20 protein-coding genes are annotated in these 21,394 nt (G+C 64.5%); 18 read left to right on the top strand and 2 right to left on the bottom strand.

Going from position 1 to position 21,394, the window contains the following annotated elements; translation table 11 throughout:
- The coding region (locus FNJ47_RS12565) for an autotransporter outer membrane beta-barrel domain-containing protein (RefSeq protein ID WP_163153424.1) at positions 1-3,402 on the top strand (3,402 nt) is incomplete at its 5' end.
- Between the two features lie 133 nt (positions 3,403-3,535).
- On the top strand, positions 3,536-4,354 hold the full coding sequence (locus FNJ47_RS12570; RefSeq protein ID WP_163153426.1) for an alpha/beta fold hydrolase: 819 nt from the start codon (positions 3,536-3,538) through the stop codon (positions 4,352-4,354).
- On the opposite strand, the gene FNJ47_RS12575 is transcribed toward FNJ47_RS12570, so the two are convergent.
- Positions 4,351-5,643: a spinster family MFS transporter gene (locus FNJ47_RS12575; protein ID WP_163153428.1), complete on the bottom strand. Its 1,293-nt coding sequence runs from the start codon at positions 5,641-5,643 to the stop codon at positions 4,351-4,353. The genes FNJ47_RS12570 and FNJ47_RS12575 overlap by 4 nt on opposite strands.
- A 46-nt stretch (positions 5,644-5,689) precedes the next feature.
- Positions 5,690-6,880: an aromatic ring-hydroxylating dioxygenase subunit alpha gene (locus FNJ47_RS12580; RefSeq protein WP_163153430.1), complete on the bottom strand. Its 1,191-nt coding sequence runs from the start codon at positions 6,878-6,880 to the stop codon at positions 5,690-5,692.
- A gap of 132 nt (positions 6,881-7,012) precedes the next feature.
- Between FNJ47_RS12580 and FNJ47_RS12585 the strand changes: the two genes are divergently transcribed.
- The 16 genes from FNJ47_RS12585 (at position 7,013) to FNJ47_RS12660 (ending at position 21,386) form a co-directional block, all read left to right on the top strand.
- Positions 7,013-7,528: a MarR family winged helix-turn-helix transcriptional regulator gene (locus FNJ47_RS12585; RefSeq protein WP_163153432.1), complete on the top strand. Its 516-nt coding sequence runs from the start codon at positions 7,013-7,015 to the stop codon at positions 7,526-7,528.
- 214 nt (positions 7,529-7,742) lie between these two features.
- Positions 7,743-8,108, top strand: a complete 366-nt coding sequence (locus FNJ47_RS12590) for an NADH-quinone oxidoreductase subunit A (RefSeq protein ID WP_018271860.1) — start codon at positions 7,743-7,745, stop codon at positions 8,106-8,108.
- A complete protein-coding gene (locus FNJ47_RS12595; protein WP_163153433.1) occupies positions 8,099-8,689 on the top strand; it encodes a NuoB/complex I 20 kDa subunit family protein in 591 nt (196 codons plus the stop codon). Before FNJ47_RS12590 ends, FNJ47_RS12595 begins: the two co-directional genes overlap by 10 nt.
- Before the next feature lie 10 nt (positions 8,690-8,699).
- Positions 8,700-9,302 carry an NADH-quinone oxidoreductase subunit C gene (locus FNJ47_RS12600; RefSeq protein WP_163153435.1) on the top strand — a complete coding sequence of 201 codons (603 nt, stop codon included), beginning with the start codon at positions 8,700-8,702 and terminating at the stop codon, positions 9,300-9,302.
- A gap of 38 nt (positions 9,303-9,340) precedes the next feature.
- The gene (locus FNJ47_RS12605; protein WP_163153437.1) at positions 9,341-9,721 is read left to right on the top strand and encodes a four helix bundle protein; all 381 of its coding nucleotides are present in this window, start codon (positions 9,341-9,343) and stop codon (positions 9,719-9,721) included.
- Between the two features lie 55 nt (positions 9,722-9,776).
- Entirely contained in the window at positions 9,777-10,973 is a 1,197-nt protein-coding gene (locus FNJ47_RS12610) for an NADH-quinone oxidoreductase subunit D (RefSeq protein WP_163153439.1), read from the top strand.
- A 43-nt stretch (positions 10,974-11,016) separates the two neighbouring features.
- Positions 11,017-11,628: an NADH-quinone oxidoreductase subunit NuoE gene (gene nuoE, locus FNJ47_RS12615; RefSeq protein ID WP_163153441.1), complete on the top strand. Its 612-nt coding sequence runs from the start codon at positions 11,017-11,019 to the stop codon at positions 11,626-11,628.
- Positions 11,628-11,840, top strand: coding sequence for a hypothetical protein (locus tag FNJ47_RS12620; protein ID WP_163153443.1), 213 nt, complete (start codon positions 11,628-11,630; stop codon positions 11,838-11,840). Before nuoE ends, FNJ47_RS12620 begins: the two co-directional genes overlap by 1 nt.
- A gap of 19 nt (positions 11,841-11,859) precedes the next feature.
- Complete coding sequence (gene nuoF / locus FNJ47_RS12625; RefSeq protein WP_163153446.1) at positions 11,860-13,185, top strand: NADH-quinone oxidoreductase subunit NuoF; 1,326 nt, start codon at positions 11,860-11,862, stop codon at positions 13,183-13,185.
- A gap of 9 nt (positions 13,186-13,194) precedes the next feature.
- Entirely contained in the window at positions 13,195-15,270 is a 2,076-nt protein-coding gene (gene nuoG / locus FNJ47_RS12630) for an NADH-quinone oxidoreductase subunit NuoG (RefSeq protein WP_163153448.1), read from the top strand.
- Positions 15,271-15,280: 10 nt separating this feature from the next.
- The gene (gene nuoH / locus FNJ47_RS12635; RefSeq protein ID WP_163153450.1) at positions 15,281-16,351 is read left to right on the top strand and encodes an NADH-quinone oxidoreductase subunit NuoH; all 1,071 of its coding nucleotides are present in this window, start codon (positions 15,281-15,283) and stop codon (positions 16,349-16,351) included.
- Positions 16,352-16,358: 7 nt separating this feature from the next.
- Entirely contained in the window at positions 16,359-16,853 is a 495-nt protein-coding gene (gene nuoI / locus FNJ47_RS12640) for an NADH-quinone oxidoreductase subunit NuoI (protein ID WP_097673576.1), read from the top strand.
- Positions 16,854-16,862: 9 nt separating this feature from the next.
- Positions 16,863-17,501: an NADH-quinone oxidoreductase subunit J gene (locus tag FNJ47_RS12645; protein WP_163153452.1), complete on the top strand. Its 639-nt coding sequence runs from the start codon at positions 16,863-16,865 to the stop codon at positions 17,499-17,501.
- Positions 17,498-17,806: an NADH-quinone oxidoreductase subunit NuoK gene (gene nuoK, locus FNJ47_RS12650; RefSeq protein WP_016841823.1), complete on the top strand. Its 309-nt coding sequence runs from the start codon at positions 17,498-17,500 to the stop codon at positions 17,804-17,806. Before FNJ47_RS12645 ends, nuoK begins: the two co-directional genes overlap by 4 nt.
- Before the next feature lie 7 nt (positions 17,807-17,813).
- Positions 17,814-19,871 (top strand): NADH-quinone oxidoreductase subunit L, encoded by a 2,058-nt coding sequence (gene nuoL / locus FNJ47_RS12655; protein WP_163153454.1) that lies wholly within the window; start codon positions 17,814-17,816, stop codon positions 19,869-19,871.
- Positions 19,872-21,386 (top strand): NADH-quinone oxidoreductase subunit M, encoded by a 1,515-nt coding sequence (locus tag FNJ47_RS12660; protein WP_163153456.1) that lies wholly within the window; start codon positions 19,872-19,874, stop codon positions 21,384-21,386.
- Positions 21,387-21,394 lie beyond the last annotated feature (8 nt).

The following is a 21,394-nucleotide window of genomic DNA, read 5'->3' on the forward strand; positions in this document are numbered from 1 at the left end:
TGGGAATTGTTGCGCAGCCAGCCTGCTAGGGACGCCGACAAGGAAAAGATTTGCCGTGCCTACGCCACCTCGTTCTATGAGTCGGTGACACTTCGGCAGGTCGAGGCAAGGTGCGCCGGCGGCGGACTCGGCGCGGGCGGCGCGGTGTTCGTCCAGGGTGGCGGGAACCTCGTTGTTGCCGGTGCTTTCACCGTCAACGGCAGCAGCGTCAGCGGCGGGCTCGGCGGCGTCGGTGCCGGCAACGGCTCCGCGCTCGGCGCGGGCATGTTCCTGCAAGGCAACGGGACGCTGACCTTCAATCCCGCTGCGGGGCAGAACCAGACCGTCTCCGATGTCATCGCCGACCAGACCGGCAGCGGCGGCACCGGCGTCAATGCCGGCAGCTGGAGCCTGTCCAAGACGGGGCTCGGTACGCTGACGCTGACCGCCGCAAACACCTATTCGGGCGGCACGACCGTGAGCGGCGGCCTGATCAACTTCAACGCAGCGAGCAATTTCGGTTCAGGCAACATCACGCTCAACGGCGGTGGGTTGCAATGGGCGAGCGGCAACACTGCCGACATCTCCGGGCGGCTGAACGCGATCGGCTCCGGCGGCGCCACGTTCGACTATAACGGCAATGCCGTGACGCTCGCGACAGCGCTTACCGGCACAGGCGGTGTGACGGTTGCGAACTCCGGCAGCGGCGGTGCGCTGACCCTGACGGGGGCGGCAAGCTATTCCGGCGCGACGATCATCAATTCCGGCGCAACGCTGGCGCTGTCGACTTTCGGCAGCATCGCGAGTTCGAGCGCCGTGACGGTCAATGGCACATTCGATGTTTCGGCTTCGTCGTTCTTGTTCAGCGCGATCACGACACTGGCGGGCAGCGGATCCGTCGCGCTCGGCAGCAAGGCGCTGGTGATTACCGGCGGTGCGACGGAATTTTCCGGCGCGATTAATGGCTCGGGCGGCTTGGAAGTCGCTGGCGGCACGCAGACTCTGTCTGGTGTCAATGGCTATAGCAGTGCCACCCAGATCGATGCTGGCGCGACGCTGGCGCTCAAGGGCAACGGCTCGATCGCCAACTCGGCCTATATCGCATTTTCTTCGGGCGCCGGCGTCGGCGCATTCGATATTTCGCAGACCAACAGCGGCGCCAGCGTTGCGGGTCTGAATGATCCGGTCGGCCAGAGCGTCGTTTCGCTCGGCGCCAAGACGCTGACCATTACCAGCCATGCGGGCCCCTACACCGGCGTCATCCAGGACGGCGGCATTGTTGGCGGCACCGGCGGCAATGTGACGATCGCCCTTGGCGGCCTGGCGATTTTCGGCGGCGTCAACACCTATACCGGCCTGACCACGATCAACGGCGGCGGCCAGCTCGACCTCACAAGCGGCGGCAGCATCGCGTCCTCGAAGGCCGTGATCAACGACGGCGTCTTCGACATATCGCGCGCGGGTGGCGGCGTCTCGATCAACAGTCTTTCCGGGACCAGCATCTTCGGCGCCGTGAATCTCGGCGCCAATACGCTGACCTTCGCCAATGCCAACGGAACCTTTGCCGGCATCATTCGGGACGGTGGCGCGGGCGGCGGCGTGGCGATCACCGGCGGCAAGGAGATCCTGACGGGCTTCAATACCTACACCGGCTCGACCACCGTCAACGGTGGTACGCTGGAGGTGGACGGCTCGATCGCCAACTCGTTGAAGGTGACTGTCAATTCCGGTGGCACCTTGAGCGGCACCGGCACCGTTGGTTCCGAGCCCGTCGTCTTTTTCCACAGCGGCGTCACGCCGACATTGTCAGGCGCCAGCGCCGGCGGCGCCTTGAGGGGCGGCTTCGTCATTGCGGCACCCACGACCATCATGAGCGGCGGTACGCTCGCGCCCGGCAGTGCTGCAGACCCGACCGGCACACTGACGATCGGCGGCAGTCTCGCCTTCCAATCCGGCGCGATCTATCAGGTGCACGTGACGCCGACCGCTGCGTCATCGACCAGTCTCAATGCGAACGCAACACTTGGCGGCGCGACCGTCAATGCAGTGTTCGCCAACGGCAGCTACATCTCCAGGCAGTACACCATCCTGACTGCGGCGGGCGGAATATCAGGCACCTTTGCGTCCAACATCGCTAATACAAACCTGCCACAGAATTTCAGCGACACGCTGAGCTACGACGCCACCCACGCCTATCTCAATCTCACGCTCGGCTTCGCGCCACCGCCCAATTTCGGCGCGGGCCTGTCCATCAACCAGCAGAACGTCGCGAACACGCTGGTCAACTATTTCAACACGACCGGCGGCATTCAGACGGCGTTCGGCACGCTCGCTCCGGCCGGCCTGACGCAGGCTTCCGGCGAACTCGCGACCGGCTCGCAGCAGACGACGTTCGATGCCATGAACCTGTTCATGGGACTGCTCACGGATCCCTTCATGAACCGCAGCGGCGGAGCGGGGGCGATACCGGGCGCGCCGGGCTATGCGGAGGAGGGCGAGGCGAGCGCCTATGCCGCAACAAAGAAGACCGACGCGTTCGCGATGTTCACCAAGGCGCCACCGGTCCCGTTTGTGCCGCGCTGGAGCGTGTGGGCCGCAGGCTTCGGCGGTTCGCAATCGACCAGCGGCAATGCCGTTGTCGGGTCGAACGACACCACCAGCAGCATCTATGGCACCGCGGTCGGCGCCGACTATCTTTTCTCGCCGAACACCGTTGCGGGCTTTGCGATCGCGGGCGGCGGCACCAATTTCTCCGTGGTGAACAGCGGCAGCGGCCGATCCGATCTCTTCCAGGCCGGCGTCTATGTTCGTCACACCGCAGGGCCGGCGTATGTTTCTGCCGCGCTCGCTTATGGCTGGCAGGACATCACCACCGACCGCACCGTGACGGCTGCCGGCATCGACAAGCTCCGCGCCGAGTTCGATGCCAACGCCTATTCCGGCAGGCTGGAAGGCGGCTATCGGTTCGTGGCGCCGTGGACCGGCGGCGTCGGCATCACGCCCTATGCCGCGGGCCAGTTCACGAGTTTCGAACTACCGGCCTATGCCGAGCGGATGATCTCGGGTCTATCGACCTTTGCGCTGAATTATGCCGGCAAGAGCGTGACCGACCCGCGCAGCGAGCTCGGCCTGCGCACCGACAAGTCGTTCGCGGTGCAGGACGGCACGCTGACACTGCGCACGCGTTTCGCCTGGGCTCACGACTACAATCCCAACCGCGTGGCTGCCGCGACCTTCCAGGCGCTGCCCGGCACCAGCTTCGTCGTCAACGGCGCGGCGCAGGCGAGCGACTCCGCGCTGACCACGGCATCGGTCGAGATGAAATGGCGAAACGGCTGGTCGGCGGCGGCGACGTTCGAAGGCGAGTTCTCCAACGTTACCTCAAGCTACGCCGGCAAGGGCGTGGTGCGGTATCAGTGGTGAGATCGTTTCCGCTTCGGACAGCTGACGTCACGCGCGTGATTACCTGAAGCGTAATCGCGCGAGCGAACTCCCTCTGCGATGGTCGGTGTATCGGCGGCGATGGCGCCGATCGATCCGCAAAGGGAGAAAGATCATGGCTAGCCAACCGCTTCATGCGTCCGCCAAGGATGGCACGAAACTGTTCGTCCAGGATTGGGGCTCGGGTAGACCGGTGCTGCTGCTCGCGGCCTGGACGTTCAATTCCAGCGTCTGGGGCAGCCAGATCGTGGCGCTCAACGCCAAGGGCTATCGCTGCGTCGCGCCCGACCGGCGCGGCCATGGCCGTTCCGACATGCCGACGGCGGGATACGACCTCGACACACTGACCGATGACGTCGCTGCCGTGATCGAGCAGCGCGATCTGCGCGACGTCACGATCGTCGCGCATTCGATGGGATCGATCGAGGCGGTGAACTATCTGGCGCGTCACGGCGCGGACCGGATCGCGCGGCTGGTGCTGGTGGCGCCGACCACGCCGTACCTGGTCCAGTCCGAGGACAATCCGGACGCGGTGCCGCGAGCGATGGTCGAAGCGCAGAATGCCGCGATCGCGCAGGACTTCCCGAAATGGATGGGCGACAACGAGGCGCCGTTCTTCATGCCCGACACATCAGAGGCCACACGGGCCTGGATCAGGGAGATGATGCTGAGCGTGCCGCTGCCGGTGGCGCTGGCCTGCCGCAAGACCATCTCCTTTGCCGATCTGCGTGCCGCCGCGAGGGCAATCGATCGCCCGACGCTGATCGTGCATGGCGACAAGGATGCCAGCGCGCCACTGGAACTCACCGGCGCGAAGACAGCAAAGCTGATCAGCGGAAGCAGGCTCGCCGTCTATGAAGGCGCGCCGCATGCGTTGCCGCTGACGCACAGCGCGCGCCTGATGGCCGACCTGCTGGCCTTCTTGGACAGCTAGCTGGCGCGCGCGATGTCCGTCCGGATCCATCGCGCCGCCCAGACGAATAGCAGCGCGCCGAGCGTCGTGGTCACCGCTGCCGACAGCAGCGAGTAGCGAACTGCATCGGCGCCGTAGACGCCCTTCAGGGCGTCGTTGATCATGCCGACGGCGAGGGGACCGACGCCCTGGCCGAAGCAGGTGGCGGTCAGCAGCACGAGCGCCGAGGCCAGCGCGCGCATGCTGGGCTTTGCCACGGTCTGGGCCATCGCGAAGATCGGGCCGAGATGGAAGCCGACCATGAACGAGGTCAGCGCCAGCGTGGCGACCATCAGCGTGAAGCTCGGCGTCAGCATGCACAGCGCGAACACCGGGCCGGCGAGGCCGGACATGATCGCCGGCACCCACAGCTTCCAGCGGTCGTCGCGGCGGCTGATCTGCGCCACCACGAGGCCACCGATCAGCGTGCCCGCCATGCCGGCGATACCCTTGAAGGTGCCGGCATAGGTGCCGATCTCGGCGCTGGTGAGGTGATGGATGCGCGCCAGGAACGGCGGGATCCACACCGCGGTGGCGTAGTTGGTGTAGGTCGTGAGACAGAAGCCGATCAGCACGATGACGAAGCTCGGCTGCGATGCCAGGAAACCCAGCGTCGGCCCGATCGGCTCGGCCTTGAAGGTCTCGGCCATCGCGCCGCGCTTCGGCTCGGAGATCGTCAGCCACAGGATGGCGGCGAGCGCGATGCCGGGGAGGCCTGCGGTGAAGAACGCCATCCGCCAGCCGTAGTGCTGGTTGACATAGCCGCCGATGAAATAGCCGAGGAAGACGCCGAGATAGGTGCCGATCGCGTAGATGCCGAGCGCGCGCGGACGTTCGTTCTTGTCGAAGAGATCGGCGATCATCGATTGCGAGGCCGGCGTGCCTGCGGACTCCCCGATGCCGACACCGACCCGCGCCAGTGCCAGCGTGGTGACGCTGGAGGCGAGGCCGCAGAGATACGTCATCGCGCTCCAGAACGCGAAGGCGAATGCTACGATGTTGCGACGGTTGAGACGATCGGCCATCCGCGCAATGGGAATGCCGAGCAGCGAATAGAACAGCACGAAGCCGAACCCGGCCAGCAGGCCCATCGTGGTGTCGCTGAGTGCGAACTCCTTCTTGATCGGCTCGATCAGCACGTTGAAGATCGTGCGGTCGAGGAAGTTGAGGGCGTAGATGATCGTGAGCAAGGCGAGGACGTAGTAGCGGCGAGCTGACGGCGCGGCTGCGGCTTGCGTTGGCACAGCCGCCTGCGGTGCGACATCGACCATGACTTCCTTCCCCCGATTGTCTTTTCTTGTTTGCTTGGGCGCGGGCTCAGGCCTCGCGGATGTAATTCCCTGCTTCGAATTCGACCGGCCCGGCGTCCGTGTCAAACGACACGCCGATCGGGTCCCGGCCGGCGGCCATGGCCTCGAGCTGGTCGCCGAGCATCCGGCGGATCATCAGGATGCCGCGGTCGCTCTGGCCGAAATGCTCTTCCGAATGGATCGTCACCGGCCCCTGGCCGACCTGCGCCTCGTAGTCGCCGGGGAATTGCTGGTGCTCTTGCTCCGTCATGTCCCACCAGAACTTGCCGTTGAACTTCGAGCGCATGCGGCCGATATCGCCTGCATTCTTGACCCGGCCGGCGACATAGATGCGGAACGAGGTGTCGTCGATCGGCAAGGTCCAGCCGATCGATTCGACGCGGGCGAATTGCGCGACCCGCGGATTGGGCACGACGCGAAGCGTGGGGAGCGCGGCCTCGGTGACGCGATAGAACACCTTGCCGTCGTCCTGCCGACGGATCGAGCGCACCGCGACGCCGCGCGGCGACATCTCGAACTTCACCTCCGGCATCGAGGCCATCATGTTGGTGAACTGCGGCCCGGAGAACGAGCCGTGCAGCACCGGCACGTGGTAGGGGTCGGCGACGTTCTCGAAATGCTGTAGCCAATTGCAGGGGATTACCGCAGGGCCGCCGCCGCCGATTGAGGAATCGTCGGCCTCGACGAACTCACCGTCGTCCATGGTCTCCAGGCACTCGTAGCGCGGCAGCACCGGCTTTTTCTCGGCCGGGCCCATATAGGCGAAGATCAGGCCGTAGCGTTCCTGCACCGGATACCAGGGCTGGCGCACCTTGTCCTTGAACAGGCCGCCCTCGGGCTCGCAGGGTTGTTCGAGGCAGTGGCCTTCGGTGTCGAACTTCCAACCGTGATAGCAGCAGCGGATGCCGTCTTCCTCGACCTTGCCGTAATAGAGTGTGGTGCCGCGATGGCAGCAGCGCGCGTGCAGCAGGCCGACCCGGCCATGCCTGTCGCGGAACAGGATCAGGTCCTCACCGAGCGCACGGACTTTTCTGGGGATATCGGTGGCGTCGCCGACGAGGCCGATCGGGTGCCAGTAGCGGCGCAACAGCTCGCCCATCGGCGTGCCGCGGACCACCGAGGTGAGCTCGGTCCGGGTGATGGACGGCTTCATCGCATAGGCCGTGCCGAGGTCGCGGTCCCGCTGGGTGATGGTCATCTATGTTTCCTCCCGCCGCCGGTCTGACGCCCGCGGCCATTCCATCGTTGATAAAGTCAACGGGATATCGATGACAATGTCAACGATCTCGTCTAGCTTGGCAGCGACCGGCTTTGTTGGCAGAGGTTGGCGATGACCGAGACGCTCAGGAGAGAGAGGGCCTTGCCGCCGGTGGTGGTTGCCGACGCTGAATTGGCGCCGGTCACCGCGATGATGTCGTCGCGGCTGATGGTACTGGCCAACCTGCTCAGGCGCGGTGCGATGCTGCGCTACAAGCGCCTGACCGGCCTGTCCTCGGTCGAGTTCGGCCTGGTCGTCTCGCTCGGCCGGCGGCCGCCGATGAGCGTGGTGCGGCTGGCCGAAGCCGTCGGCATGGACAAGGGGCAGATCAGCCGCGCGCTCGCCGAGCTCGTGGCGCGCAAGCTGGTGTCGAAGGCGGCCAACCCGCGCGACAACCGGGAGACACTGATCTCCCTGACCAAGGCCGGCCTTGCCGCCCACGACGCCATCGTGGCCGGCGCGCAGGAGCGAAACCGGCGCCTGCTGGAACAGCTTGATCCACAGGAACTTGAATTGCTGCTTGGGCACATCGACCGACTGACCGCAACGGCCGCCGAGATGCTCGCCACCGAGCGGGAGCTGGGCTGATATGGGGACGGCGCAGGGCACGGTATGGCCGCCACAGCGTTGGTCGTTGAGGCACGCGCATCCGCCCGATGAGGCCAAGAGCCGCGGGAAGGGACGGTAAAAGCGTCAAAATAGCTTGTCTTGCGCCCCCTGTTGCGCTGCGCTAAAGCCTCAAGAACAATTCCAATCAACGAATCTGCGGCACGTCCGAAACCGCAGCAAGAAGGCCTCGCCGATGACCGGCATCCTGCAGAATTACCTCCCACTTGTGGTCTTTATCGGAGTCGCGAGCCTGATCGGTCTGGCGCTACTGATCGCGCCGTTCCTGGTCGCGTTCCAGTCGCCCGATCCGGAAAAGCTGTCTGCCTATGAATGCGGATTCAACGCTTTCGACGACGCCCGTATGAAGTTCGACGTCCGCTTCTATCTGGTGGCGATCCTCTTCATCATCTTCGATCTCGAGGTGGCGTTCCTGTTCCCCTGGGCCGTGGCGTTCGGAAAGCTGGGTGCGACCGGCTTCTGGTCGATGATGGTGTTCCTGGCCGTGCTGACGGTCGGGTTCGCGTATGAATGGAAGAAAGGCGCGCTCGAATGGGATTGAGCCCCACCGCCGCAACCTCGCAGCCGGCGATCGCGCAGGCACCGAGGGGCATCCTCGATCCGTCGACCGGCAAGCCGGTCGGCGCCAATGATCCGTTTTTCCTCGAGGTCAATCACGAGCTGTCCGACAAGGGCTTCTTCGTCGCGGCCGCCGATGACCTCATCACCTGGGCGCGCACCGGCTCCCTGATGTGGATGACCTTCGGTCTCGCCTGCTGCGCGGTCGAGATGATGCAGGTCTCGATGCCGCGCTACGACGTCGAGCGCTTCGGCTTTGCGCCGCGCGCCTCGCCGCGGCAGTCCGACGTGATGATCGTCGCGGGCACCCTGACCAACAAGATGGCGCCCGCGCTGCGCAAGGTCTACGACCAGATGCCGGAGCCGCGCTACGTCATCTCGATGGGCTCCTGCGCCAATGGCGGCGGCTACTACCACTACTCGTATTCGGTGGTTCGCGGTTGCGACCGCATCGTGCCGATCGACATCTACGTGCCGGGCTGTCCGCCCACGGCGGAGGCGCTGCTCTACGGCGTGCTGCTGCTGCAGAAGAAGATCCGCCGTATCGGCACTATCGAACGCTAAGGTTTCAGGCATGGACGACGGCAAGCTCGACGCCCTTGGGCAGACGATCGTGAGCGCGCTTCCGGGCGCCGCCACGGCGCACTCGGTCGCGTTCAATCAACTCACTATCGACGTCGAGATTGGCAGAATCGTGGACGTCGTCACTTTTCTGCGTGACGATCCGAACTGCCGCTTCGTCAACTTCACCGACGCGACCGCGGTCGACTATCCGAGCCGCGAGAAGCGCTTCGACGTCGTCTATCATCTGCTGTCGCCGACGCTGAACACCCGCATCCGCGTGCGCGGCCAGGCCGACGAGACCACGCAGGTGCCGTCGATCATCGGCGTCTTCCCGGGCGCCGACTGGTTCGAGCGCGAGACCTACGACCTCTATGGCGTGATCTTCATCGGCCACCCCGACATGCGCCGCCTGCTGACCGACTACGGCTTCGACGGCCATCCGCTGCGCAAGGACTTCCCGCTCACCGGCTTCGTCGAGGTTCGCTACGACGACCAGGAGAAGCGGGTGCTGTACGAGCCGGTCCGGCTCAACCAGGAATTCCGCAAGTTCGATTTCCTTTCGCCCTGGGAAGGCGCGGACTATCCGCTTCCCGGTGACGAGAAGGCGAAGTGAGCGAATAGCGAATAGTGAGTGGCGAATAGGGATCATGATTGAGCGAGCCGTCGATCAATTCGTACAGGGACCTAAGGGTATGGCAGGACGCCATGACCTTGGCGGAGTCCTGCTATCGACTGACTCGACAATTTCCGCGCGACGAACTGTTTGGTTTGACCTCACAAATCAGGCGAGCAGCGGCATCGATTCCTGCCAACGTCGCGGAAGGACATGGGCGCGAGAATACCGGCAGCTTTGTGCAGTCCCTCCGCATCGCGCAGGGCTCGCTGAAGGAACTGGAAACCCATGCGTTATTGGCGGAGCGGGTAGGAATATCACTCTCGCAGAACACGCAACCGGTTCTCGCGCACTGCGAAAGCTTGGGCAAAATGCTCCGTGCGCTGATACGCTCTTTGCAGGACAAGTCCACGAAATGACGCTCGCCATTCGCCATTCGCTATTCGCCATTCGCCTAGCAGCGGGAGGTGCATCATGAACGAGCAACCGCAGAATCTTCGCAACTTCACCATCAATTTCGGTCCGCAGCATCCGGCGGCGCACGGCGTGTTGCGCCTCGTGCTGGAGCTCGACGGCGAAGTCGTCGAGCGCGTCGATCCGCATATCGGCCTGCTTCACCGCGGCACCGAGAAGCTGATCGAGCACAAGACCTATCTGCAGGCGATTCCGTATTTCGATCGGCTCGACTACGTCGCGCCAATGAACCAGGAGCATGCGTTCTGCCTCGCGGCGGAAAAGCTGCTCGGCATCACGGTGCCGCGCCGCGGCCAGTTGATCCGCGTGCTCTATTGCGAGATCGGCCGCATCCTGTCGCATCTGCTCAACGTCACCACGCAGGCCATGGACGTCGGCGCGCTGACCCCGCCGCTGTGGGGCTTCGAAGAGCGCGAGAAGCTGATGGTGTTCTACGAGCGCGCCTCGGGCTCGCGCATGCACGCGGCGTTCTTCCGCGTCGGCGGCGTGCACCAGGACCTGCCGCCGAAGCTGATCGACGATATCGAGACGTGGTGCGATCCGTTCCTCAAGGTCGTCGACGACCTGGATACGCTGTTGACGGGCAACCGCATCTTCAAGCAGCGCAACGTCGACATCGGCGTGGTGCCGCTGAAGGAAGCCTGGGAGTGGGGCTTCTCCGGCGTGATGGTGCGCGGCTCGGGCGCGGCCTGGGACCTGCGCAAGTCGCAGCCCTACGAGTGCTACGCCGAGATGGATTTCGATATTCCGATCGGCAAGAACGGCGACTGCTACGACCGCTACCTGATCCGCATGGAAGAGATGCGCCAGTCGGTGCGCATCATGAAGCAGTGCATCCAGAAGCTGAAGGCGGCGGACGGGCAGGGCCCGGTCGTGGTCGAGGACAACAAGATCGCGCCGCCGCGCCGTGGCGACATGAAGCGCTCGATGGAAGCGCTGATCCATCACTTCAAGCTCTACACCGAAGGCGTCCACGTGCCGGCCGGCGAAGTCTACGCCGCGGTCGAGGCGCCCAAGGGAGAGTTCGGCGTCTATCTCGTCGCTGACGGCAGCAACAAGCCCTACAAGTGCAAGATCCGCGCGCCGGGCTTCGCCCATCTGCAGGCGATGGATCACATCTGCAAGGGCCATCTCCTGGCCGACGTTTCCGCCATCCTTGGCTCGCTGGACATCGTGTTCGGCGAGGTCGACCGGTGATGATGTCCGCATCCGCACCGCGCGCTAATTGAGAGTTTGATCGATGTCCGTCCGCCGCCTTGCCCCGAAGGAATTGCAGCCCGCGAGCTTCACGTTCACGGACGAGAATCTCGCCTGGGCCAAGAAGCAGATCGAGAAGTATCCGCCGGGCCGTCAGGCCTCGGCTGCGATCGCGATCCTGTGGCGCGTGCAGGAGCAGCATGACGGCTGGGTCTCGGAAGCGGCGATCCGCGCCGTCGCCGACCTGCTCGAGATGCCGCATATCCGCATGCTGGAGATCGCGACCTTCTACACCATGTTCCAGCTCTCGCCGGTCGGCAAGAAGGCGCATGTTCAGGTGTGCGGCACCACGCCGTGCCGGTTGCGCGGCGCTGCCGACCTGATCGAGGTCTGTCAGCATCGCATCCATCACGATCCCTTCCAGCTGTCCAAGGACGGCAACTTCTCCTGGGAAGAGGTCGAGTGCCTCGGTGCCTGCGTGAACGCGCCGATGGTGCTGATCTGGAAGGACACCTATGAGGACCTGACCAAGGAAAGCTTCGGCAAGGTGCTCGATGGTTTTGCCGCCGGCAATCCGCCGAAGCCGGGCCCGCAGACCGACCGTCAGTTCTCGGCGCCCGCAGGCGGGCCGACGACGCTGAAGGAAACCACCTGATGCGGGGCTCCCAAGTGCAGGCAAGCGGAATGGGGAGGGGCGCAGCGATGAAGGCCTGGCGCACGATCGCGCTGCATACCGCCGTCGCGGGCGGCTTCATGTTCCTGCTGCAACGTTACGGCCTCAGCGCCACGCTGGAATCCAGCCTGTTGTGGGCCATCGTGTTCGGCGGCTGCGCTGCCGGGCTCGCTTACTCCCAAGCCAATCGGTGATGTTCGGAAAGTTTTGAGCATGCTCGACGACAAGGACCGCATCTTCAAGAACCTCTATGGCCTCCATGATTGGGGCCTCGAGGGCGCGCGCCGCAGGGGCGCCTGGGATGGCACCAAGGGGATTATCGACAAGGGCCGCGACTGGATCATCAACGAGATGAAGGCGTCGGGCCTGCGCGGCCGTGGCGGCGCCGGCTTCCCGACCGGCATGAAGTGGTCCTTCATGCCCAAGGAATCCAAGGACGGCCGTCCGAGCTATCTCGTCGTCAATGCGGACGAGTCGGAGCCCGGCACCTGCAAGGACCGCGAGATCATGCGGCACGATCCGCATCTTCTGGTCGAGGGCTGCCTGCTCGCGAGCTTCGCGATGGGCGCGCATGCCTGCTACGTCTATATCCGCGGCGAATTCATCCGCGAGCGCGAGCGGCTCCAGGCGGCGATCGACCAGGCCTATGAGGCGAAGCTGGTCGGCAAGGACAACATCAACGGCTGGCCGTTCGACATCTATGTCGCGCACGGCGCCGGCGCCTATATCTGCGGCGAGGAAACCGCGCTGCTCGAGAGCCTCGAGGGCAAGAAGGGCCAGCCGCGGCTGAAGCCGCCGTTCCCGGCCAATGTCGGCCTCTATGGCTGCCCGACCACTGTCAACAACGTCGAGTCGATTGCGGTCGCGCCCGACATCCTGCGCCGTGGCGCCGCCTGGTTCGCCGGCATCGGCCGGCCGAACAATGTCGGCACCAAGCTGTTCTGCATCTCCGGCCATGTCGAGCGTCCCTGCAACGTCGAAGAGGCGATGGGGATTCCGTTCCGCGAGCTGATCGAGAAGCATTGCGGCGGCATTCGCGGCGGTTGGGACAATCTGAAGGCGGTCATCCCCGGCGGCTCGTCGGTGCGCATGGTGCCGGCCGATCAGATCATCGACACGCCGATGGACTTCGACAGCCTGAGCAAGTTGCGCTCGGGCCTCGGCACCGCGGCCGTGATCGTGATGGACAAGTCGACCGACCTGATCCGGGCGATCGCGCGCATCTCCTATTTCTACAAGCACGAGAGCTGCGGCCAGTGCACGCCGTGCCGCGAGGGCACCGGCTGGATGTGGCGCGTGCTGACCCGCATGGCCGACGGCCGCGCCCACAAGCGCGAGATCGACATGCTGCTTGAGGTCACCAAGCAGGTCGAGGGACACACGATCTGCGCGCTCGGCGACGCGGCGGCGTGGCCGATCCAGGGTCTGATTGCGCATTTCCGTCACGAGATCGAAGAGCGCATCGATCAGTATTCGCACAAGGCCGATCTCGACGATCAGGGCGTTCGTGATCCCGTCCACATGGTCGCGGCGGAGTAGAGAAGACACATGAGCAAGATCATCGTCGATGGCAAAGAGATCGATGTGCCGGCTGAGTACACGCTGTTGCAGGCGTGCGAGGCGGCCGGCGCCGAGATTCCGCGCTTCTGCTATCACGAGCGGCTGTCGATCGCCGGCAATTGCCGGATGTGCCTGGTCGAGGTGAAGGGCGGCCCGAAGCCGGTCGCCAGCTGCGCCTGGGCCGTGCGCGACTGCCGTCCGGGCCCGAAGGGCGAGCCGCCGGAGATCTCCACCCGTTCGCCGATGGTCAAGAAGGCGCGCGAAGGCGTGATGGAGTTCCTGCTGATCAACCATCCGCTGGACTGCCCGATCTGCGACCAGGGCGGCGAGTGTGACTTGCAGGACCAGGCGATGGGCTACGGCGTCGACACCAGCCGTTTCGCCGAGAACAAGCGCGCGGTCGAGGACAAGTATCTCGGCGCGCTGGTCAAGACCTCGATGAACCGCTGCATCCAGTGCACGCGCTGCGTCCGCTTCTCCGCCGAAGTCTGCGGCGCGCCGGAAATGGGCGCGACCGGTCGCGGCGAAGACATGGAGATCACCACCTATCTCGAGCACGCACTGAGCTCGGAGCTGCAGGGCAATCTCGTCGACATCTGCCCGGTCGGCGCGCTGACCTCGAAGCCCTATGCTTTCGCGGCGCGTCCGTGGGAGCTCGGCAAGACGCAGTCGGTCGACGTCATGGACGGCGTCGGCTCGGCGATCCGCGTCGACACCCGCGGCCGCGAGGTGATGCGCATCCTGCCGCGCATCAACGAGGCTGTGAACGAGGAGTGGATTTCCGACAAGACCCGCCACGTCGTCGACGGCCTGCGCACGCAGCGCCTCGATCGTCCCTATGTGCGCGAGAACGGCCAGCTCAAGCCTGCGACCTGGCAGGAAGCCTTCGCCGCCATTGCCGCCAAGGCCGGCCGCAGCGACGGCAAGCGGATCGGCGCCATCGCCGGCGATCTCGCCGCGGTCGATGAAATGTATGCGCTGAAGGAGCTGCTGGCGAAGTTCGGCTCGGTCAATCTGGCGGTGCAGGGCGGCGACGCCTTCGACGCCAAGGCGGGCCGCGGCTCCTACATCTTCAACCCGACCATTGCCGGCATCGACCAGGCGGATGCGATCCTGATCATCGGCTCGCATCCGCGCAAGGAAGCTGCGGTGCTGAACGCGCGGATCCGCAAGCGCTGGCGCACCGGCGGCCTCAAGGTCGGCATGATCGGCGCCAAGTCCGATTTCACCTATGATCATGAGTATCTCGGCGCAGGGACCGACACGCTCGCCGATCTCGCGGCGGGCAAGCACTCCTTTGCCGACGTGTTGAAGAACGCGCAGCACCCCATCATCCTGGTCGGCCCCGGCGCCTACACCAGGCACGACGGCGCGGCGGTGCTGGCACAGGCAGCCAAGCTCGCCGCCGATGTCGGCGCGCTGAAGGACCGCTGGAACGGCTTTGCCGTGTTGCAGGATACCGCCTCGCGCGCCGGTGCGCTCGATATCGGCTTCTCGCCCGCGGCCGGCGGCCTGACCACGGCGCAGATGACGACCTTCGGAACACTGGACGTGCTGTTCCTGCTCGGCGCCGACGAGATCAAGGCGCCGGACGGCACCTTCGTGGTCTATATCGGCACCCATGGCGACCAGGGCGCGCACCGCGCCGACGTCATCCTGCCGGGTGCGGCCTACACCGAGAAGTCCGGCATCTACGTCAACACCGAGGGCCGGGCGCAGATCGCCAACCGCGCCGCGTTCCCGCCGGGCGAAGCCCGCGAGGACTGGGCGATCATCCGCGCGCTGTCCGACGTGCTCGGCAAGAAGCTGCCGTTCGACTCGCTACAGGCGCTGCGCCAGGCGATGTTCAACACCTACCCGCATCTGATGCGGTTCGACCAGATCGAGGCCGGCAAGGCTGATGACGTCAAGGCGCTGGCGGGCAAGGGCGGTAGCGTCGACAAGGCGGCGTTCAAGCCGACGGTCGAGGATTTCTATCTGACCAACCCGATCGCGCGGGCCTCTGCCGTGATGGCGGAATGCTCGCGGCTGGCGTCGGGCCGAATGCTGACGGCAGCGGAGTGAGCGTGACCTGATGGCTGATTTCTTCGCAAGCTCGTTCTGGACCGGCTTCCTCTGGCCGCTGATCATCATGGTCGCGGAAAGCCTGTTGCTGCTCGTCGTGCTCCTGATCGCGATCGCTTACATCCTGCTCGCCGACCGCAAGATCTGGGCGGCGGTGCAGATCCGCCGCGGCCCCAACGTGGTCGGGCCGTTCGGATTGCTGCAATCCTTTGCCGACCTGCTGAAGTTCGTGCTGAAGGAGCCGGTGATTCCGTCCGGCTCCAACAAGGGCGTGTTCCTGCTGGCGCCGCTGGTGTCGTGCATCCTGGCACTGGCCGCCTGGGCCGTGATCCCGTTCAATCTCGGCTGGGTGATCTCCGACATCAATGTCGGCATTCTCTATATCTTCGCGATCTCGTCGCTGTCGATCTACGGCATCATCATGGCCGGCTGGTCGTCGAATTCGAAGTACCCGTTCCTGGCGGCGCTGCGCTCCGCGGCGCAGATGGTGTCCTATGAAGTCTCGATCGGCTTCGTCATCATCACCGTGCTGCTCTGCGTCGGCTCGCTGAACCTGTCGGCGGTGGTCGAGGCCCAGAACACCCGCGGGCTCGCGCACCTGATCGGCCTGCCGCAGCTCACCATCCTGAACTGGTATGTGTGGCCGCTGTTCCCGATGTTCGTGGTATTCTACGTCTCGGCGCTGGCGGAAACCAACCGTCCGCCGTTCGACCTGGTCGAAGCGGAATCCGAGCTGGTCGCCGGCTTCATGACCGAATACGGCTCGACCCCGTATCTCCTGTTCATGCTCGGCGAGTATGTCGCGATCACCACGATGTGCGCGCTGGCGTCGATCCTGTTTTTGGGCGGCTGGCTGCCGCCGGTCAATCTGCCGCCGTTCACCTGGATTCCGGGCATCGTCTGGTTCGCCCTGAAGGTGTTCTTCATGTTCTTCATGTTCGCGATGGCGAAGGCGATCGTGCCGCGCTACCGCTACGATCAACTGATGCGGCTCGGCTGGAAGGTGTTCCTGCCGTTGTCGCTGGCGATGGTGGTGATCGTGGCCGGCGTGCTGCAGTTCGCCGGCATCGCGCCGAAGTGAGGCCGTCATGAGTGTCAATGTCAACGCAACAGCCCGCTCGCTTCTGCTCTCGGAATTCGTCTCGGCGTTCGTCCTCGCCATGCGTTATTTCTTCAAGCCGAAGCCGACGCTGAACTATCCCTTCGAGAAGGGCCCGATCTCGCCCCGCTTCCGTGGCGAGCATGCGCTGCGCCGCTATCCGAACGGCGAGGAACGCTGTATCGCCTGCAAGCTGTGCGAGGCGATCTGCCCGGCGCAGGCGATCACGATCGAGGCCGGCCCGCGCCGCAACGACGGCACCCGCCGCACGGTGCGTTACGACATCGACATGGTGAAGTGCATCTATTGCGGCCTGTGCCAGGAGGCATGCCCGGTGGACGCCATCGTCGAGGGGCCGAATTTCGAATTCGCGACCGAGACCCGCGAGGAGCTCTACTATGACAAGGCGAAGCTGCTCGCCAATGGCGACCGCTGGGAGCGCGAGATTGCGAAGTCGATCGCGCTCGACGCGCCGTACCGTTGAGGTGAGGGCATGATCCTTCCGGCGCTGTTCTTTTATCTGTTTGCCGCGGCCTGCGTGGCCTCGGCGGTCATGGTGATTGTCTCGCGCAATCCCGTGCACTCCGTGCTGTTCCTGATCCTGGCCTTCGTCAACGCGGCCGGGTTGTTCATCCTGATGGGCGCCGAGTTCCTCGGGATGATGCTGATCGTGGTCTATGTCGGCGCCGTCGCGGTGCTGTTCCTGTTCGTGATCATGATGCTCGACGTCGACTTCGTCGAGTTGCGCGAGGGCTTCATCCAGTATCTCCCGATCGGCATCGTGATCGGCGGCATCTTCATGTTCGAGCTGCTGCTTGTCGTCGGTGCCTGGGTGATCAACCCGGCCGTGACCAAGACGATTACGGCGGCGATCCCGACCAATGTGAGCAACACCGAGGCGCTCGGCCTCGTGCTCTACACGAAGTACATCCATTACTTCCAGCTCGCCGGCATGGTGCTCCTGGTCGCGATGATCGGCGCCATCGTGCTGACGCTGCGCCACAAGGCCAACGTCAAGCGGCAGAACATCAACGTGCAGAACGCGCGCACGCCGGAAATGGCGATGGCGATGCGCAAGGTGGCGTCGGGGCAGGGCCTGCAGGATGCCGATGCGGCGGAGTGGGTGAAATGACGATCGGGCTAGGGCACTATCTGGCGGTCGCCGCGATCCTGTTCACGCTCGGGATCCTCGGCATCTTCCTCAACCGCAAGAACATCATCGTCATCCTGATGTCGATCGAGCTCATCCTGCTCTCGGTCAACATCAACCTGGTGGCGTTCTCGACCTTCCTCGGCGACATCGTCGGCCAGGTGTTCGCGCTGCTGGTGCTGACAGTGGCCGCGGCCGAGGCCGCGATCGGCCTCGCCGTGCTGGTGGTGTATTTCCGCAACCGCGGTTCGATCGCGGTTGAAGACGTCAATCTGATGAAGGGCTAACGCGCCGATGTACCAGGCAATCGTATTTCTGCCTCTGCTGGGCGCCATTCTGGCGGGGATTATCTCGCTGACCGGCGCGCACGCGCGCTGCCCGAGCGGCGACACCGTCGATCATCACGACGACGCGCATGGCGACGCTCACGCCTCGGCGGGCCATGACGATCACGGTCATGACGATCATCACGTGTCCGAGCCGCCGGCGGCGGGATCGCGACTGGCAGAGCTGATCACCACGGGCCTGCTGTTCGTGTCCGCGGCGCTGTCCTGGTTCGCGCTGGTCGATGTCGGCTTCATGCATCATGACGCCCGCGTCGTGCTGCTGCCCTGGATCACCTCGGGCGATCTGCAGGTCGCATGGTCGCTGCGGATCGACACCCTGACGGCCGTGATGCTGGTCGTCGTCAACACCGTGTCTGCGCTGGTCCACCTCTACTCCATCGGCTACATGGACGAGGATCCGAACCGGCCGCGCTTCTTCGGCTATCTCTCGCTGTTCACCTTCGCCATGCTGATGCTGGTGACCTCGGACAACCTCGTGCAGCTGTTCTTCGGCTGGGAGGGCGTCGGCCTTGCGAGCTACCTCCTGATCGGCTTCTGGTACCAGAAGCCGTCCGCGAATGCCGCGGCGATCAAGGCTTTCGTGGTCAACCGCGTCGGCGACTTCGGCTTCGCGCTCGGTATCTTCGCGATCTTCGCGCTGGTCGGCTCGACTGATTTCGAGACCATCTTCCACGCCGCGCCCGGACTGACCGGCAAGACGATCAACTTCTTCGGCCATCAGGTCGATGCGTTGACGCTGACCTGCCTGTTCCTGTTCATGGGCGCGATGGGCAAGTCGGCCCAGTTCCTGCTGCACACCTGGTTGCCGGACGCCATGGAGGGCCCGACCCCGGTGTCGGCGCTGATCCATGCCGCGACCATGGTCACCGCAGGCGTCTTCATGGTGGCGCGTTTGTCGCCGCTGTTCGAGCTGTCGCCGACCGCGCAGGCGGTGGTGATGTTCTTCGGCGCGACCACGGCGTTCTTCGCCGCCACGATCGGCCTGGTGCAGAACGACATCAAGCGCATCGTCGCGTATTCGACCTGTTCGCAGCTCGGCTACATGTTCGTGGCGATGGGAGCAGGTGCCTATTCGGTTGGCATGTTCCACCTGTTCACGCACGCCTTCTTCAAGGCGCTGCTGTTCTTGGGCTCCGGCTCGGTGATCTATGCGATGCATCACGAGCAGGACATCCGCAACATGGGCGGCCTGTGGCGCAAGATCCCGTACACCTTCGCGGTGATGTGCATCGGCACCCTGGCGCTGACCGGCTTCCCGCTGTTCGCCGGCTACTTCTCCAAGGACGCGATCATCGAGGCCGCCTACGCCGCGCACAACCCGTTCGCGACCTATGCCTATCTGCTGACGATCGTGGCCGCCGGCCTGACCTCGTTCTACTCCTGGCGTCTGATCTTCAAGACGTTCTTCGGCGAGCCGCACGACCAGAAGCACTACGAGGCGGCGCATGAGAGCCCGGTGTGGATGCTGGTGCCGATCGGCGTGCTTGCCGCCGGCTCGATCCTGGCGGGTCTGCCGTTCAAGGAAGTGTTCGCCAGTCCGCACGGCGTCGAGGAGTTCTTCCGCGAATCCGTCAAGATGAACCCGCACATCCTCGAGGACATGGAGCACATGCCGGGCTGGCTCGCGCCGCTGCCCACCGTGATGATGGCGCTCGGCCTGTTCGTCTCGTACCTGTTCTACATCCGCAGGCCGTATCTGCCCGTCGAACTCGCTCGCCAGCAGCCGATGCTGTACCAGTTCCTGCTCAACAAATGGTATTTCGACGAGCTGTACGACTGGATCTTCGTGCGTCCGGCCAAGTGGCTCGGCTACACGCTGTGGAAGAAGGGCGACGGTTTCATCATCGACGGCTTCGGTCCCGACGGCGTCTCGGCCCGCGTGCTCGACATCACCCGCAATGTCGTGAAATTGCAGACCGGCTACCTCTATCACTACGCATTCGCGATGTTGATCGGGGCTGCCGGATTGATCACCTGGTTCATGTTCGGCTTGGGAGGCCAGTAAATGACAACCTGGCCCATCCTTTCCGTCACGACCTTCCTGCCGGCGGTCGGCGCGATCCTGGTCTACCTGCTGGCGCGGGGCGGCGACGAGAGCGCCAACCGCACGGCGCGCTGGATCGCGCTGTGGACCACGCTGATCACCTTCGCGGTGTCGCTGATCCTGGTCGCGCGCTTCGATCCGGCCTCGACCGACTTCCAGTTCGTCGAGAAGGCGTCCTGGCTCGCCACCGGCATCACCTACCACATGGGCGTCGACGGCATCTCGCTGCCGCTGCTCATCCTGACCACCGCGATCATGCCGCTCTGCATCATCGCGAGCTGGAGGTCGGTGACGCAGCGCGTCGGCGAATACATGATGGCGTTCCTGATCCTGGAAACGCTCATGATCGGCACCTTCTCGGCGCTCGACCTCGTGCTGTTCTACCTGTTCTTCGAGGGCGGCCTGATTCCGATGTTCCTGATCATCGGCGTCTGGGGCGGCCCGCGCCGGGTCTACGCGTCGTTCAAGTTCTTCCTCTATACGTTCCTCGGCTCGGTCTTGATGCTGCTCGCCATCATGGCGCTGTACTGGAACGCCGGCACGACCGACATCCCGACCCTGATGCACACCGCGGTGCCGCGGTCGATGCAGACCTGGGCGTGGATCGCGTTCTTCGCCTCGTTCGCGGTGAAGATGCCGATGTGGCCGGTGCACACCTGGCTGCCTGACGCGCACGTCGAGGCGCCGACGGCGGGCTCGGTGATCCTGGCCGCGATCCTGCTGAAGATGGGCGGCTACGGCTTCCTGCGCTTCTCGCTGCCGATGTTCCCGCTGGCCTCGCACGACTTCGCGCCGTTCGTGTTCACGCTGTCCGTCATCGCCATCATCTACACCTCGCTGGTGGCGATGATGCAGGAGGACATGAAGAAGCTGATCGCGTATTCGTCCGTCGCGCATATGGGCTTCGTCACCATGGGCATCTTCGCGGTGACGACCCAGGGCGTCGCCGGCGGCATGTTCCAGATGGTCTCGCACGGCATCGTCTCCGGCGCGCTGTTCCTCTGCGTCGGCGTCGTCTACGACCGCATGCACACCCGCGAGATCGCTGCCTATGGCGGCCTCGTCAACCGAATGCCGCTCTATGCGCTGACCTTCATGGTCTTCACCATGGCCAATGTCGGTCTGCCCGGCACCTCCGGCTTCGTCGGCGAATTCATGACGCTGCTCGGCACCTTCAAGATCTCGCTGCCGACGGCGTTCTTCGCCACCACGGGCGTGATCCTGTCGGCCTGCTACGCGCTCTGGCTCTACCGCAAGGTGGTGTTCGGCGCGCTGGTCAAGCCGTCCTTGATGTCGATCAAGGATCTGACGTTCCGCGAATGCGTGACGCTGTTCCCGCTGATCGCGCTGACCATCCTGTTCGGCGTCTATCCGAAGCCGGTGCTCGACATGTCGGCGGCCTCGGTCCAGCAGCTCGTCAACAATTACCAAACCGCCGTGACTGCCGTGAAGGCAGCCGCGCTGACCGTCCAGTAAGGCCTTAG

Source organism: Bradyrhizobium uaiense, assembly GCF_010811875.1.
In the GTDB taxonomy this organism is placed as follows: domain Bacteria; phylum Pseudomonadota; class Alphaproteobacteria; order Rhizobiales; family Xanthobacteraceae; genus Bradyrhizobium; species Bradyrhizobium uaiense.

Excerpts from the sequence above, each read along its gene's own strand:
- FNJ47_RS12570 (WP_163153426.1), top strand. The coding sequence starts at position 3,536 with ATGGCTAGCCAACCGCTTCATGCGTCCGCCAAGGATGGCACGAAACTG.
- FNJ47_RS12575 (WP_163153428.1), bottom strand. The coding sequence starts at position 5,643 with ATGGTCGATGTCGCACCGCAGGCGGCTGTGCCAACGCAAGCCGCAGCC.
- FNJ47_RS12580 (WP_163153430.1), bottom strand. The coding sequence starts at position 6,880 with ATGACCATCACCCAGCGGGACCGCGACCTCGGCACGGCCTATGCGATG.
- FNJ47_RS12585 (WP_163153432.1), top strand. The coding sequence starts at position 7,013 with ATGACCGAGACGCTCAGGAGAGAGAGGGCCTTGCCGCCGGTGGTGGTT.
- FNJ47_RS12590 (WP_018271860.1), top strand. The coding sequence starts at position 7,743 with ATGACCGGCATCCTGCAGAATTACCTCCCACTTGTGGTCTTTATCGGA.
- FNJ47_RS12595 (WP_163153433.1), top strand. The coding sequence starts at position 8,099 with ATGGGATTGAGCCCCACCGCCGCAACCTCGCAGCCGGCGATCGCGCAG.
- FNJ47_RS12600 (WP_163153435.1), top strand. The coding sequence starts at position 8,700 with ATGGACGACGGCAAGCTCGACGCCCTTGGGCAGACGATCGTGAGCGCG.
- FNJ47_RS12610 (WP_163153439.1), top strand. The coding sequence starts at position 9,777 with ATGAACGAGCAACCGCAGAATCTTCGCAACTTCACCATCAATTTCGGT.
- nuoE (WP_163153441.1), top strand. The coding sequence starts at position 11,017 with ATGTCCGTCCGCCGCCTTGCCCCGAAGGAATTGCAGCCCGCGAGCTTC.
- FNJ47_RS12620 (WP_163153443.1), top strand. The coding sequence starts at position 11,628 with ATGCGGGGCTCCCAAGTGCAGGCAAGCGGAATGGGGAGGGGCGCAGCG.
- nuoF (WP_163153446.1), top strand. The coding sequence starts at position 11,860 with ATGCTCGACGACAAGGACCGCATCTTCAAGAACCTCTATGGCCTCCAT.
- nuoG (WP_163153448.1), top strand. The coding sequence starts at position 13,195 with ATGAGCAAGATCATCGTCGATGGCAAAGAGATCGATGTGCCGGCTGAG.
- nuoH (WP_163153450.1), top strand. The coding sequence starts at position 15,281 with ATGGCTGATTTCTTCGCAAGCTCGTTCTGGACCGGCTTCCTCTGGCCG.
- nuoI (WP_097673576.1), top strand. The coding sequence starts at position 16,359 with ATGAGTGTCAATGTCAACGCAACAGCCCGCTCGCTTCTGCTCTCGGAA.
- FNJ47_RS12645 (WP_163153452.1), top strand. The coding sequence starts at position 16,863 with ATGATCCTTCCGGCGCTGTTCTTTTATCTGTTTGCCGCGGCCTGCGTG.
- nuoK (WP_016841823.1), top strand. The coding sequence starts at position 17,498 with ATGACGATCGGGCTAGGGCACTATCTGGCGGTCGCCGCGATCCTGTTC.
- nuoL (WP_163153454.1), top strand. The coding sequence starts at position 17,814 with ATGTACCAGGCAATCGTATTTCTGCCTCTGCTGGGCGCCATTCTGGCG.
- FNJ47_RS12660 (WP_163153456.1), top strand. The coding sequence starts at position 19,872 with ATGACAACCTGGCCCATCCTTTCCGTCACGACCTTCCTGCCGGCGGTC.